The following is a 14,438-nucleotide window of genomic DNA, read 5'->3' as shown; positions in this document are numbered from 1 at the left end:
GCTCAGCGCTCCTCGCCTGTTTGGTCGTCCGCAAGCGACTGGAAGACGGATTCGCGGATCGTATCGAGCGAGACCTTCCGCGCCTCGCCATGGCTGAGCGCGGGCGTCAGACCAAGTTGCAGCGCCAGCGCGGAGAAGAAGATCAGCGCCGCACCACCCAGCATCGTACGCATCTGCGGCTTCGCGCCCGCGCGCTTCACCGGGAGCTTGCCTGTCGCCTCGCGCGGCGGGGCGGCGAGGGGGGCAGCCTGCGGTTTCGCGGCTTCGGGCGCGATGAAGATGAAGTGGTCGAGCGCGGTCAGTCGCGCCGAAAGCGGGGTCCGCCGCAGCGTCGCAAGAAGCGAGGCGGGAAAATGGTCTGCGGGGGCGTGAATCTGACCGGGCAGGGCGGTCGCGCCCTGTCGCGCCAGTTCGGCGACCGGAATGGCGAAGCTGTGCAGATCGTCACGGAAATAGACGTCCCGCACCCCGAAACTTTGCGCATCGGCACCGGCGTCTTCGATGGAAATGCGCACGGTGTCGCCGCCGAGGCTCAGTTCGCACGTCGCCATCAGCGCCTCGGCCCGGTGCGTATCGCTCAACCGCCGGAAGCCGGGCGGGCCGCCATCCTCGCCGGTGGCGCGCGCGGCCTCCGCGCTGGCACGTGGCGGGGGCGCGGCGATCTTGCTTGCGGGCGGCGTGGTCGTGGATTGCTCCGGGTTCAGCTCTGACAGAAGCCGCTCCACCTCGCGCATCGCGGGCGAGACCGAGGCCGATTTCGCATCGGTCAGCGCTTCCGGATCGAGACCTTCATCGGCGGCATAGGCGAAATTGATCGCGTAATCGCGCGCGATCTCGGGCAGATCGTCGGTCTCATGCACGAGCGAGAGGATCTTTTGCTCGTCGGAAAACAGCATCCGCCGGGTCCGGTAGCCTTCGACCTTCGGAATGACGCTGAACTCATCCGCGCGCCAGTTCATCGAGCGCGCGAGTCGGGGCAGGACGCGCTCGGCCTCGCTTGCGTGAAAGACCAGCATCGCGCAGCCGCCTTCCGGGTCGAGGCCGACGGCCAGACACATCTGCTGCGGCCATTGCTGGAACAGATGGCGCAGGTCCTGCTCTTCGAGCAGAAAGGCTATGGCTTCCGCGCTGGCGCTCATGAAATGCCCTGAATGCAAGATCCGTGTTGGATTGAACCTATCTATTCATGAATAATCGGTCAAGTTTCCTTGTTAATTCTCCGAAATCTTAGATTTGTGCTTAATATTGCTCGCGATTCCGGCATTTATACTTGACTTAACGGGAGCGTCACCGGAGATTTAGCCAAGAATTTCAGGAAACGGCGGCTGTCGGTGAAAGACCGCAGGGCGCGAAACACACGGACAAAGAATAATGACGATCATCCTTGGCCTGTTGGCCGTCGTGGGCCTCGTGTTCGGTGGCTTTCTCCTCTCCGGCGGCAGCATGGACGTTCTCATTCACGCTCTGCCCTTCGAGGGGATGATGATCGGCGGCGCGGCCTTGGGCTCTTTCCTGATCGCGAACTCGTTCAGCATGATCCGCCGCTCGGGGCGCGGGCTTGTGAAAGTGATGAAGGGCAGCCAGTGGAAGACCGCGGATTACACCGATCTGCTCAACCTGCTGTTCGAACTGTCGCGGCTGTATCGCAACAAGGGGATCATCGCGCTCGACTCGCATATCGAGGCCCCGGAAGAGAGCGAGATCTTCGGCCGCTATCCGCGCATCCTGAAGGACCATTTCGCGATCCAGCTGATCACCGACAGTTTCCGGATGCTGGCGATGAACTTCGACGACAAGTACCAGACCGAGGACGTCATCAACCGCAAGCTCAAGAAGCATCACCGCGAGGTCATGGCACCGGCCTCGGCGCTGCAGACCGTCTCTGACGCATTGCCCGCCATCGGCATCATCGCGGCCGTTCTGGGCGTGATCAAAACGATGGGCGCGATCGACCAGCCGCCGGAAATTCTGGGCGGCATGATCGGCGGCGCGCTTGTCGGCACGTTCCTCGGCGTGTTCCTTGCCTATTGCTTCGTGCAGCCGATGTCCGGGCGTCTGCGCCAGATCGAGGAAGAGGATTCCGCATTCTATGCAGTGATCCGCGATATCTTCGTGGCGCTGGTGAGCGACCACCCGCCGAATATCTGCATCGAGATCGGTCGCGGCAGCATCCCCACCGTCTATCAGCCCGATTTCTACGCCGTCGAACAGGCGCAGAAAGAACTGCCACAGGCGGCGTAAACAGGCGATGGCGCGCAACCGGATCGCGGCTCTGGAGGTGATCGGGCGGCTGCGGCGGCGCGAGCTCGAAGAGCAGGCTGGCGAGCTGTCGAAACTGAATGCGCAGGTGGCGCGGCTGGAAGGCGAACGCGATACGCTGACAGAGCGCGCCCGCGCCGAGCTTCACGCCACCTCGCCCGAGACCGCGCCCTATGCGGCCGGGTTTCGCGAGGCGGTGCGCGAGACGGTCTCCTGGCTCGATCAGGAAATCGGCGCGCTGAACGAGCGCCGCGTGCCGCTCGAAGACCGGATGCGAGAGCTGTTTCGAGAGGCGAAGACCTACGACACGCTTCTCGACCGTGCCCGCGCCGAACGGGCAGCGGAGCTGGCAAAGCGCGAGCAGGCACAGGCCGAAGAGCGCACGCTGCAACGCTGGCTGCGCGACAGGGACGCCGTCTGAATCTGCATTGAGGCTGGCGTCGAGAGCGACCCTGCGGCTAAGCTTTCCCTACGGCACATAAACAGAGGGAGACGCTCCGATGGAGTTCAGCGACGCAATCCGCAAATGTTTCTCGAACTACGTGACCTTCACCGGCCGCGCGGCCCGGCCCGAATTCTGGTGGTTCGTTCTGTTCATCTTTCTCGGCAACATCGTCTTCGGCATCTTGGACCGTATCCTTTTCGGTCCGATGATGATGCGGGACGATGCGTCGCTTCTTGGCGCGATCTTCTCGCTCGTCGTGTTCCTGCCCTCGCTCGCGGTGCTGGTGCGGCGGCTGCACGATATCGACCGGACCGGCTGGTGGGCTCTGATCGCGCTGATCCCGGTGATCGGGACGCTGGTTCTGCTCTTCTTTACCGTCCAGCGTGGCTCCACGGGCGGCAACCGGTTCGGGCCTCCGGCTCTGCCGCCGCATCAGATGCCGTCCTGAGCTGACATGAAAAAGGGCACCCGCGCGGGGTGCCCTTCATTCTGTCGTAGGAAGCGATCTGCTCAGTCCAGCGCCGCATCGCACCGTTTGCAGGTGCCGGGATGCTTATGCGTGCCGACATCGGGCAGGATCTTCCAGCAGCGTTCGCATTTCTCGCCATCCGCCTTCTCGAAGACCACCGAGATGCCCGAGACTTCGGGCAGGCGGTACGCTTCCTGCGGGGCCGGATCGGCGGTCAGCGCGATATCCGAGGTGATGCAGAGATCCTCGAAGGGCACCGATTTCAGCGCCTCCAGAACGTCCGCATCCTCGACATGCACGACAGGTGCCGCCTCGAGCGATGCCCCGATCACCTTGGCCGAGCGCTGCACTTCCAGCGCCGCCGTCACCACGCGGCGGGCGCGGCGGATGCCGTCCCATTTCGCGGCAAGGCTCGCGTCGGCCCAGTCCGCGGGCGTCTCGGGGATGTCCTGCAGGTGGACCGAGGCATCGTCGCCCGGGAAGCGCGACAGCCACACGTCTTCCATCGTGAAGACGAGGATCGGCGCGAGCCAGGTCGTCAGGCGGTGGAACAGCAGATCGAGCACCGTGCGCGCCGAACGGCGACGCAGGCCGTCTTCCGGGTCGCAATAGAGCGCGTCCTTGCGGATGTCGAAATAGAAGGCCGACAGGTCCACGGTGCAGAAGTTGAACAGCTGCTGGAACACGCCCTGGAAGTCGAACGCGTCATAGCCCTTGCGGACATCCACATCGAGCTGCGCCAGGCGATGCAGCACCCAGCGCTCCAGCTCCGGCATCTCCGCCGGATCGACGCGCTCGGCGTCGGAGAACCCGTCGAGATTGCCCAGCATGAAGCGCAGCGTGTTGCGCAGACGGCGGTAGCTGTCGGCGGTGCCTTTCAGGATTTCCTTGCCGATGCGCAGATCGACGGTGAAGTCCGACTGCGCCACCCAGAGCCGCAGGATATCGGCGCCGTATTGCTCGATCACCTCCTGCGGGGCCACGGTGTTGCCCAGCGATTTGGACATCTTCATGCCCTTCTCGTCGAGCGTGAACCCGTGCGTCACCACGTTGCGATAGGGCGCGCGGCCCTTCGTGGTGCAGGCCTGCAGCAGCGAGGAGTGGAACCAGCCGCGGTGCTGATCGGTGCCCTCAAGGTAGACATCGGCGATGCCGTCCTCGGCCCCGTCCGCGCGGTCGCGCAGTACGAAGGCATGGGTGGACCCGGAGTCGAACCACACGTCGAGTACGTCGAAGACCTGCTCGTAATCGTCGGGGTTCACCAGACCATCGAGAACCTTCGCTTTGAACCCGTCCTCATACCACGCATCCGCGCCCTCGGTTTCGAAGGCGGCGATGACGCGCGCATTGGCTTCGGCATTGCGCAGCAGGAAGTCCGCGTCGGTGGGCTTGGTGCCCTTCTTGACGAAGCAGGTCAGCGGCACGCCCCAGGCGCGCTGACGGCTCAGCACCCAGTCGGGACGGTTCTCGATCATCGAATGCAGGCGGTTCTTGCCCTTCTCGGGCGTGAAGGTCACCAGCTCTTCGATCGAGGTCAGCGCGCGCTTGCGGATCGTGTCGCCATAGGTGCCCATGCCATCGTCGAGCGTGTGGTCGATCGCGGCGAACCATTGCGGCGTGTTGCGATAGATCAGCGGCGCTTTCGAGCGCCAGCTATGCGGGTAGGAGTGCTTGATCTTGCCCTTGGCGAGAAGCGCACCGGCCCAAGCGAGCTGCTTGATGTTCGACACGTTCGCGGGGCCGTCCTTGCCGTCCGCCGCGACGATCGCCTCGCCGCCGAACAGCGGCAGATCCTTGCGGTAGCTGCCGTCGGGCTCGACGTTGTAGGTCATCGGCAGGCCGAACTTGAGGCCCATCTGATAGTCGTCATCGCCGTGGCTCGGCGCGGTGTGCACGAAGCCCGTGCCCGCCTCGTCGGTCACGTGATCGCCCGGCAGGACCGGCACGTCGAAATCCCATTCGCCATTCGCGCCGTCGACGCCGGCATAGGGGTGCGACAGGGTCAGCCCTTCCAGCTCCGCCGCCGAAACGTCGCGCACGCGGGTGAAGCTCTCGACCTTCGCCTGATCCATCACCGATTGCGCCAGCGCATCGGCCATCAGCAGCAATTCGCCTTCCTCGGCGGTCGATTTCTCGCCCAGCGTATCGACCCGGTAGAGGCCGTAGCCGATCGTCGGATGGAAGGAGACGGCGCGGTTTTGCGGGATCGTCCACGGCGTCGTGGTCCAGATCACGACGCTGGCCTCGTGCAGCTGATCGGCCAGCAGCGCCTGATCGGCCGCGTCATACTCGACCGCATCCTCGGTCGGCATTGCCGCGTTGCCGCCCCGGCGGACCTTGAAGCGCACCCAGATCGTGTGGCTGGTGTGGTCGTGATACTCGACCTCGGCCTCGGCCAGCGCGGTCTTCTCGACCGGCGACCACATCACGGGCTTGGAGCCCTGATAGAGCGTGCCGTTCATCAGGAACTTCATGAACTCCTCGGCGATCACCGCCTCGGCATGGTAGTTCATCGTCAGATACGGATCGGCCCAGTTGCCATAGACGCCCAGACGCTTGAATTCCTCGCGCTGGATGTCGACCCAGTTCTCGGCAAAGGCGCGGCATTCGCGGCGGAAATCCACCACGTCGACAGCATCCTTGTCGAGGCCCTTGGCGCGGTACTGCTCTTCGATTTTCCACTCGATCGGCAGGCCGTGGCAGTCCCAGCCAGGCACGTAGCGCGCATCGCGGCCCATCATCTGCTGCGAGCGGGTGATGAAATCCTTCAGGATCTTGTTGAGCGCGTGACCGATATGCAGATGGCCATTCGCATAGGGAGGGCCGTCATGGAGCACGAAGCTCGGGCGGTTGTCCTTCGCGGCCTTCTCGCGCAGGCGGTCATAGACGCCGATCTTCTCCCAACGCGCCAGCCAGTCGGGCTCGCGCATGGGCAGGCCCGCGCGCATCGGGAAATCGGTTTTCGGCAGAAAGACGGTGCCGCGATAATCGGGGGCGGTCGTCTCGGTGGTCTGGTCGGAACTCATGGAATTGTCGTCCTTGGGAAAGGGAAGGGCGTGCGCGCGCACGCCTCGGGGCTTGGCGCAATATCCCGGCTACCCTGACGCGTCAGAGCGCCGGGCAGGTAATTCGCGGATATGCAGCCAGCAAGAACATGCCGCCCTTATAGGCGTGCGACCGCAGGGCGGCAAGCGCAGATCAGGGAGCGCTGCCGCCCGTGACCGTGGGGGCGCAGATGCCGAAGAAGAGGGGGGCGCTGCCCCCACGCCCTGTCGGGCGCTCCCCGGGATATTTGTGCCAAGCCGAAATGCGGCTGGAGGTAAGAGCCGGGGATGCGCGGCGGATGGGGTTGGCCCCTTTCCCCCTCCGTCGCGATCTCTTAGGGTCAGGGCGAAGCGAGGGAGGCAGCATGTCGGAACAGGCAGAGATCACGGGCGAAATGGTGGAGCAGCTCTTCCGGCGCTCTTCCGACGAGTATCTTTTCGCGCGCTGGGGGCGTCCCGTCGTGCCGGTGGTCTTCGGGGTCGAGGCTGCGACGTTGGCGACCGTGAAAGGTGCGGTCGAGGCGGTGGTCGCGCTGGCCGGGCACAAGATGGCCGAGACCGATCCCGAGCTTGGCGCGAACCTGATGATCTTCTTCTTCCGCGACTGGCAGGAATTGCTCGAGGTGCCCAATCTCGATCACCTGATCGACGGGCTGCAGGATCTGGTGATCCGGCTCGACGATCAGGGCGCAAACCAGTATCGCGTCTTCCGCTTCGACAAGGACGGCGCCATCCGGGCCTGTTTCGCCTTCGTGCGGATGGATGCGGGGCTCGACGAGGTGCCCGCCGAGGTGATCGCGCTGAGCCAGGCGGTGCAGATGATCCTGCTGTGGTCCGACAAGGCTTTCGTGAAACGCTCGCCGCTGGCGGTTGCGCGCGGGGTGACCGTGCTGCGCCCCGAGATCGCGGCGATCATTGCGGCGGGCTACGATCCGACGATGCCGGCGGTTGCCAAAGATCCGAGCCACGCGCTGCGCCTTGCCGCCCGCGCAGGTCTGCGTCAGGGCGAGGCCGCAGAGGCGGTGCGGGAATTGTCGCGCGAAGTGGGCGAGGCGGAGCCGGACGATCAGGAGAACGAGAATGGCGCATGAGTTTCCGATCCGGGTCTATTACGAGGACACTGATCTCGCGGGGATCGTCTATTACGCCAATTACCTGAAGTTCATCGAGCGCGGGCGGTCCGAATTCGTCCGCGCGCTGGGCGTGGATCAGGTCGCGCTGAAGGCCGATCACGGCGTGGTCTTCGCGGTACGACGGGTCGAGGCCGATTACCTGCGGCCCGCGAAATTCGACGACGAGCTGGTCGTCACGACCGATCTGGTGGCCGAGACGGGCGCGCGTTTCGTGATGGAGCAGACCGTGCAGCGCGACGGCGAGGTGCTGTTCACCGCGCAGGTCACCATCGTCTGTCTCAATGAGGCGGGCGCGGCTCAGCGGCTTCCCGCCGATATTCGCCGGAAACTGGCCCCGAAACTGCATTGAAAAGCGGCGGGGTTTCGCCGGTTACATTGTTGTTATGGCGTTCCCCTTACTGCTGATATAGAATCGCTGGTAATCAGAGGCCCGATAACGTGGCCCCAACCGGCGAGCAGTACCTATGGACCAATCTTCGCTTGCGATGGCGCAGGAGATCGACTTCTCCCTGCTTGCGCTCTTTCTGCGCGCATCGCTGACCGTCAAACTCGTGATGATCATTCTCGTGGTGGCCAGCTTCTGGTCCTGGGCGATCATCATCCGCAAATTCATCGCCTATCGCGCGGCGCGCTCCGAGGCGGAAGCCTTCGACCGGGCCTTCTGGTCGGGTGAGCCGCTCGATGAGCTGTTCGACCAGATCGGCCCCGCGCCCGAGGGTGCGAGCCAGAAGATCTTCGCCGCCGGCATGCTGGAATGGCGTCGGTCGCACCGTCAGGACGGCGCACTGATCACCGGTGCGCAGGCGCGGATCGAACGCTCGATGGATGTCGCGATTCAGAAAGCCACCGAGAACCTCAATTACGGGCTAAATTTCCTGGCGACCGTGGGCTCGATCTCGCCCTTCGTGGGGCTGTTCGGCACGGTCTGGGGGATCAAGGTCGCCTTCGAGGAAATCGCGATCTCGCAGAATACCTCGCTCGCCGTCGTGGCGCCCGGCATCTCGGAAGCGCTCGTCGCGACCGCGCTGGGCCTGCTCGCGGCAATCCCGGCGGTGATCTTCTATAACAAGCTGTCGTCCGATGCCGATCGCATCGCGGGCAACTACGAGGCCTTCGCGGACGAATTCTCGACCATCCTGTCGCGCCAGTTGGATAGCTGATCATGGGCGCGGGTGTTGCAAAACGCGGATCGGGCGGATCGCGGCGCCGCAGGAGCGGACGCGGCCGCCACGCCGCGATGAGCGAGATCAACGTCACGCCGATGGTCGACGTGATGCTGGTGCTGCTGGTGATCTTCATGGTTGCCGCGCCGATGATGACGGTGGGCGTGCCGCTGGAGCTGCCGAAGACGGCGGCCAAGGCCGTGCCGACCGAGCAGGAAACGCCGCTGACGATCTCGCTTCAGGCGGACGGGAAGGTCTCGCTGATGAACTCGGAAGTGCCGCAAGATCAGCTGATCGATCGTCTCAAGGCGATCTCGGCCGAGCGTAACAGCAACAAGGTGTTCCTGCGCGCGGATGGCAAGATTTCCTATTCTCAGGTGGTGCAGGTGATGGGCGCGCTCAACGGCGCGGGGTTCTCGAACATCACGCTCGTCACCGATACCGGAGGGCCGCAATTGACGGCGCCTGCGGGGAACTGAGCCCAGGGGGCAGCATCGCATGAACCGTGCGGACAAGATCGGTTACGGCCTGTCGGGCGCGCTGCATGTGGGCGTGCTCTTCTGGGTCATTGCCGGGGGGCAGTGGTTCTTCCCGAAGCCGAACGAACCGGTGGTAATCAGCCAGGTCGCGGTGATGTCCGAGCAGGACTTCAACACGATGATGGCCTCGGCGCCGAAGGATGCGCCGCAGCCGACGCCGGATCCGGTCGCGCCCACGGCGCCCGATACACCTTCCGAGACGACACCGCCGCCCGAGACGCCCGCGCCCGAGCCTCAGGCCAAGCCCGAACCCGAGCCGCAGGCGATGCAGCAGCCCGATCCGGCCCCTGATGCGCAGCCCGACGTCTCGGCCTTGCAAGAGCCGACGCCGCCCGCAGAGGTCAGCGACACGCCGCCCGAAATCGTACCGCCGGTCGAGGAGCCCTCGCCGACGGTCACGCCCGATATCTCGCCCGTGCCGAAGCCGAAACAGGCGCCGCGCGTTGCGCCGACCCCTGCGCCCGAGCCGCCGCCCGAAGCGAAGGTCGACCCGCAGGCGCAGCCGCAAGAGGCCCCCAAACCCGCCGACACGCCCGATCAGCCGGTCGAGAAGCCGAAGGAGGCGACCGCGCCGCCGGAAGCTTCGACCGAGATCGTGACCGAGGCGAACAAGACCGAGGACAAGCCGGAAAGCTCCGCGCCGCTGGCCTCGCCGCGTCCGAGCGCCAAGCCGAAACCGTCTGCGCCGAAAGAGACGCAGACGGCCGCCGCGCCTGCCGAGAAGAAGCCTGCAGAGAAGAAGTCCGCCGAGCCGAAACCGGCAGAGACCAAGCCCGCGCCGAGCGAGCCGAAGAAGGTCGACAGCGCCTCGGTCAACGATGCACTGGCGGCAGCCTTGGGCGGCGAGGGCACGGGCGGCACCGGCTCTGCGCCGACCGGTCCGCCGATCACCGCGGGCGAGAAAGACGCGCTGATCGTCGACATCAAGCAGTGCTGGAACACCGGCGCGCTCAGCTCGGATGCGCTGCGCACCACGGTGACGCTCTCGGTCGACATGCAGCCCGACGGCCACCCGATCATCTCCTCGATCAAGCTGGTCGGGGCGACGGGCGGCACCGGCAACGCGGTCGATCAGGCCTTCGAGGCCGGGCGTCGCGCCATCGTTCTGTGCGGCTCGGACGGCTTCCCGCTGCCGCCGGAGAAATACGACCGCTGGAAAACGATCACCATCGACTTCAATCCCGAAAAAATGAGGATGAAATGACGATGGATCGGCGAATTTCCGCGCGGTGTCATGGGGTTGTGATGCACGATCGTGCCGCAGCGCGTTACAAACCGGGCAAGACCCGGAAAGGGAGTGTGTGACATGATGCGTTTCGTTCTCAGTTTGCTGGCGGCTGTGATGCTGGCACCCATCGCCGCAACCGCGCAGGATTCCGAACCGCTGCATATCGAGATCACCGATGGTGTGATCGAGCCGATGCCGTTCGCGATCGCGGGCTTCATCCCCGAAAGTTCCGAGGCCGCCGATATGGCGAGCCAGATCACGCAGGTGATCTCGAGCGACCTGACGGGAACGGGCCTGTTCCGCGAAATCCCGAAATCCGCCTATATCCAGAACGTGTCGAGCTTCGATACGCCGGTGAAATATTCCGACTGGCAGGCGATCAACGCGCAGGCGCTGGTCGTGGGCTCTGTCGGGATGCAGGGCGGCAAGGTGGTCGTGAAGTTCCGCCTCTTCGACGTGTTCTCCGGTCAGCAGATGGGCGACGGGCAGCAGCTTGCAGCCTCGCCGGCAAGCTGGCGGCGTCTGGCGCATAAGGTCTCGGACGTGATCTATTCGCGCATCACGGGCGAGGGCCCCTATTTCGACAGCCGCGTGGTCTTCGTCTCGGAAAGCGGGCCGAAGGACAACCGCCAGAAGCGGCTCGCCGTGATGGATTACGACGGCGCGAACGTGACCTATCTCACCGATGCTTCGACCATTGTGCTCGCGCCGCGCTTCTCGCGTGACGGGACGAAAGTGCTGTTCACCACCTTCGAGACCGGCTTCCCGCGCATCAAGATGCTCGACGTGGCCACCGCCTCAGCGCGGCTTCTGCCGGAAGTGCCCGGCACGATGACCTTCGCGCCGCGCTTCTCGCCCGATGGCACGAAGATCGTCTATTCGATGGAGCAGAACGGCAATACCGATCTCTGGATGATGAATATCAGCTCGGGCCAGACCCAGCGCCTGACGACCTCGCCTGCGATCGAAACCTCGCCCAGCTTCTCGCCCGATGGCTCGCGGATCGTGTTCGAATCCGACCGCTCGGGCACGCAGCAGCTCTACATCATGCCCGCGAGCGGCGGTGACGCGACGCGGATCAGCTTCGGCGACGGGCGCTATTCGACCCCCGTGTGGTCGCCGCGCGGCGACATGATCGCCTTCACCAAGCAGAACCAGGGCCGTTTCCATATCGGCGTGATGCGCACTGACGGCTCGGAAGAGCGTCTGCTTACCTCGTCCTTCCTCGACGAGGGCCCGACCTGGTCGCCCAATGGCCGCGTGATCATGTTCACCCGGGAGAGCCCCGGCGCCCAAGGGTCGGCCTCGCTCTATTCGGTCGATATCTCCGGGCGCAACCTGAAGAAAGTCTCCACGCCGGGCGCCGCGTCCGATCCGGCCTGGTCGCCGCTTCTGCCATGAGAGCGGATTAACAAGCGTTAGAGAAACTGGTAGGCTCGCCCGAAAAGGGCAGATCAACAAAGGCGGAAACCATGAATTTTGCAGTGAAGGCCGTTCTGGCCATCTCGATGCTGGGCCTCGCGGCCTGTTCGAACCCCGATCAATACGGCTCCGGTGCGACCGGCCCCGGAGGCGCGCTCGGCCCGGGCGGCGCTGGCATGGACGGCGTCAGCCAAGGCGGGATCAACGATCCGAACTCGCCGGCCTATTTCAGCCAGACCATCGGCGACATGGTGCACTTCATGGTTGACCAGTCGACGCTGACCGACACGGCACGCGGAATCCTGACCCAGCAGGCAAGCTGGCTGGTGAGCCACCCGAGCTACACTGCAATCATCGAAGGCCATGCCGACGAGCAGGGCACCCGCGAATACAACCTCGCGCTCGGCGCACGCCGTGCCTCGGCCGTGCAGGAATACCTGATCAGCCAAGGCGTGGCCGGCAACCGTCTGCGCACGGTGTCCTACGGTAAGGAACGCCCGTTGGCGATCTGCTCCACTGAAGAGTGCTACCAGAAGAACCGTCGCGCGGTGACGGTGATCTCGCAATCGGCGGTCGGGAGCTGATCGCGATGCTGAGAGCTTTGCTTCTCGGCGCGGCTGTTCTGGCAGCCGCGCCCGCGCTGGCTCAGGACGCGAACCGCGCCCAGACGCTGGCTGACATCAAGACCGAGTTGGGGCAGCTTCAGACCGAAATCGGCAGTCTGCGTCAGGAGCTGCAAGCCTCGGGCCAGGCCGGTCTGCAGAAAGCGGGCGGCGATTCCGCTCTGCAGCGGATGGATTCGATGGAGCTGTCGCTGTCGCATATGACCGACCGCGTCGAAGAGCTGGAAAACAAGATCAACCGCGTCGTCGCCGATGGCACGAAGCGGATCGGCGATCTGAATTTCCGGGTCTGCGAGATGGAAGAGAACTGCGACATTTCGAAGCTGGGCATGGCCAAGCCGCTGGGAGGCGACGCGCCGACCAACGCGCCCTCGGTCACCGGCCCCGCACCGGATTCGACGCCCGGTCCCGATCTTGCGATTAACGAGAAATCGGATTTCGAGGCGGGCAAGAAAGCCTTCGAGGATGGCGATTATGCCTCCGCAGCCGATCTTCTCGCGACCTTCCGGCAGACCTATCCCGGCTCTCCGTTGACCAGCGACGCGATGTATTATCGCGGTCTCGCGCTGCAAAAGCAGGGCGACGAGGCGGGCGCTGCACGCGCATGGCTCGACGGGTTCTCCGCCGATCCGAAAGGGTCGCGGGCAGCGGACAACCTGCTGTCGCTCGGCAAGGCTCTGGGCCAGCTCGGTCAGCAGAGCGAGGCCTGCACCACGCTGGGTCAGGTGAGCGCACGCTTCCCGGGTTCGTCGGCGGCGGGCGAGGCGCAGAGCGCGCAGCAATCGCTGGGATGCCAGTGAGCGCGCTCCGGTGACGCTGGACGACATCGCAAGACACGGTTTTGACCCCGATGCGCCCCGGCGCGTCGGGGTTGCCGTTTCCGGGGGCTCGGATTCGATGGCGGTGCTGGTGCTGCTGGCTGCGCATTTCGAGGTCGCCGCGGTGACGGTGGATCACGGGCTGCGCCCCGAGGCCGCCGAGGAAGCTGCCTTTGTCGGGCGGTTCTGCGCGGATCGCGGCATTGCGCATACCGTCCTGCGCTGGGACGGAGCCACCGCCGAGGGCAACCTGATGGATGCCGCGCGCCGGGCGCGGTTGCGGCTGATCGGCGCTTGGGCGCGCGAAAACGGGATTGCCCATGTCGCGCTGGGGCATACCGCCAATGATCAGGCCGAAACCTTCCTGATGCGGCTCGCCCGCGAGGCAGGGCTGGAGGGGCTGTCGGGCATGCGCCCGCGGTTCGAGGCCGAAGGCGTGACATGGCATCGTCCGTTTCTTGGCCAGACACGCGAGTCGTTGCGAGACCATCTGCGCGCGGAAGGCATCACTTGGATCGACGACCCTTCTAACGCAAATGACCGCTTCGACCGGGTCAAGGCGCGTCAGGCGCTCGGGGTGCTCGCGCCTTTGGGCGTCGATGCGCAGACGATTTCCGGGGTCACGGCGAACCTCTCGGCTGCGAATGCGGCGCTGCACCGGTTGCTGATGGCGGAGGTCGCACGTCACGTTTCCGAGCCGTCGGGCGATCTGCTGATCGATGCGGCGGGCTTCGCCGCGATGGACCCGGAATTGCAACGTCGCCTGATCGTGGCGGCGCTGCGCTGGGTCTCCGGGGCGGAGTATGCGCCGCGCGCCGCCAAGGTGCAGAGCCTGCTGTCGGAGATCGCGAAGCCCGGCGACCGCACCCTGCATGGTTGCCGCATCACCTCCGGCAAAGACGCGATCCGCATTACCCGCGAGGCGCAGGCCGTGGCCGATCTGCACGTGGCTGTCGAAACTGGCGCTGCGCTTTGGGACCGTTGGGAGGTCACCGGACCCGCAGCCGACGTCGCGGAAGTCGCGGCGCTGGGGGAGGCGGGATTGCGCCAATGCCCCGACTGGCGCGACACCGGCCTTCCGCGTGCCTCGCTTGCCGCAAGTCCTGCCATTTGGCGCGGCGAGACGCTTGTCGCGGCGCCGATCGCGGGCTTTGGCGCAGGCTGGCGGGCGCGGATTTCCCGCGACGCATTCGCCACTTGGCTAATTCGACGTTGAACCCCGGCGCGTAATGCCTATTTTCACTGAGGAAGAGGCGGCGACCGCAGGTCAGCCGCCCGATACGATTGGAGGATAT

Annotated in this window: 14 protein-coding genes; 12 read left to right on the top strand and 2 right to left on the bottom strand. The window is 65.0% G+C overall.

All coding sequences use genetic code 11. The features are described from left to right. Positions 1-2: 2 nt before the first annotated feature. Positions 3-1,139, bottom strand: a complete 1,137-nt coding sequence (locus BMI89_RS14340; protein WP_078571462.1) for a hypothetical protein — start codon at positions 1,137-1,139, stop codon at positions 3-5. A gap of 232 nt (positions 1,140-1,371) precedes the next feature. On the opposite strand from BMI89_RS14340, the gene motA reads away from it, so the two are divergent. The 3 genes from motA (at position 1,372) to BMI89_RS14325 (ending at position 3,152) form a co-directional block, all read left to right on the top strand. Next, a complete protein-coding gene (gene motA / locus BMI89_RS14335) occupies positions 1,372-2,241 on the top strand; it encodes a flagellar motor stator protein MotA (protein ID WP_078571460.1) in 870 nt (289 codons plus the stop codon). 7 nt (positions 2,242-2,248) lie between these two features. Next, positions 2,249-2,680: a flagellar FliJ family protein gene (locus tag BMI89_RS14330; protein WP_078571459.1), complete on the top strand. Its 432-nt coding sequence runs from the start codon at positions 2,249-2,251 to the stop codon at positions 2,678-2,680. Positions 2,681-2,759: 79 nt separating this feature from the next. Next, on the top strand, positions 2,760-3,152 hold the full coding sequence (locus BMI89_RS14325; protein ID WP_078540254.1) for a DUF805 domain-containing protein: 393 nt from the start codon (positions 2,760-2,762) through the stop codon (positions 3,150-3,152). A gap of 62 nt (positions 3,153-3,214) precedes the next feature. Here BMI89_RS14325 and ileS read toward each other — a convergent pair whose 3' ends face one another. Beyond that, positions 3,215-6,199, bottom strand: a complete 2,985-nt coding sequence (gene ileS / locus BMI89_RS14320; RefSeq protein WP_078571457.1) for an isoleucine--tRNA ligase — start codon at positions 6,197-6,199, stop codon at positions 3,215-3,217. A 413-nt stretch (positions 6,200-6,612) separates the two neighbouring features. Here ileS and BMI89_RS14315 point away from each other — a divergent pair, with 413 nt between their 5' ends. The 9 genes from BMI89_RS14315 (at position 6,613) to tilS (ending at position 14,359) form a co-directional block, all read left to right on the top strand. Continuing rightward, on the top strand, positions 6,613-7,308 hold the full coding sequence (locus BMI89_RS14315; RefSeq protein WP_244176581.1) for a hypothetical protein: 696 nt from the start codon (positions 6,613-6,615) through the stop codon (positions 7,306-7,308). Then, positions 7,298-7,699 carry a tol-pal system-associated acyl-CoA thioesterase gene (ybgC, locus tag BMI89_RS14310; RefSeq protein WP_078521933.1) on the top strand — a complete coding sequence of 134 codons (402 nt, stop codon included), beginning with the start codon at positions 7,298-7,300 and terminating at the stop codon, positions 7,697-7,699. Before BMI89_RS14315 ends, ybgC begins: the two co-directional genes overlap by 11 nt. A 115-nt stretch (positions 7,700-7,814) precedes the next feature. Next, positions 7,815-8,510 carry a protein TolQ gene (gene tolQ / locus BMI89_RS14305; RefSeq protein WP_078521931.1) on the top strand — a complete coding sequence of 232 codons (696 nt, stop codon included), beginning with the start codon at positions 7,815-7,817 and terminating at the stop codon, positions 8,508-8,510. Between the two features lie 2 nt (positions 8,511-8,512). Next, entirely contained in the window at positions 8,513-8,992 is a 480-nt protein-coding gene (tolR, locus tag BMI89_RS14300) for a protein TolR (protein WP_078540251.1), read from the top strand. A gap of 19 nt (positions 8,993-9,011) precedes the next feature. After that, on the top strand, positions 9,012-10,256 hold the full coding sequence (locus BMI89_RS20900) for a cell envelope biogenesis protein TolA (RefSeq protein WP_168176816.1): 1,245 nt from the start codon (positions 9,012-9,014) through the stop codon (positions 10,254-10,256). A gap of 102 nt (positions 10,257-10,358) precedes the next feature. Then, positions 10,359-11,681 (top strand): Tol-Pal system beta propeller repeat protein TolB, encoded by a 1,323-nt coding sequence (gene tolB, locus BMI89_RS14290; protein ID WP_078521923.1) that lies wholly within the window; start codon positions 10,359-10,361, stop codon positions 11,679-11,681. Between the two features lie 71 nt (positions 11,682-11,752). Continuing rightward, positions 11,753-12,286: a peptidoglycan-associated lipoprotein Pal gene (pal, locus tag BMI89_RS14285; protein WP_078545208.1), complete on the top strand. Its 534-nt coding sequence runs from the start codon at positions 11,753-11,755 to the stop codon at positions 12,284-12,286. 5 nt (positions 12,287-12,291) lie between these two features. Next, complete coding sequence (gene ybgF, locus BMI89_RS14280) at positions 12,292-13,125, top strand: tol-pal system protein YbgF (protein ID WP_338113641.1); 834 nt, start codon at positions 12,292-12,294, stop codon at positions 13,123-13,125. A gap of 10 nt (positions 13,126-13,135) precedes the next feature. Beyond that, positions 13,136-14,359, top strand: a complete 1,224-nt coding sequence (gene tilS / locus BMI89_RS14275) for a tRNA lysidine(34) synthetase TilS (protein ID WP_246832038.1) — start codon at positions 13,136-13,138, stop codon at positions 14,357-14,359. Positions 14,360-14,438: the final 79 nt, after the last annotated feature.

The sequence above is a fragment of the Thioclava sp. F36-7 genome (assembly GCF_002020075.1).
In the GTDB taxonomy this organism is placed as follows: domain Bacteria; phylum Pseudomonadota; class Alphaproteobacteria; order Rhodobacterales; family Rhodobacteraceae; genus Thioclava; species Thioclava sediminum.
The sequence above is the reverse complement of the archived record's forward strand: the minus strand, read 5'-3'. Positions and strand labels throughout refer to the sequence as shown.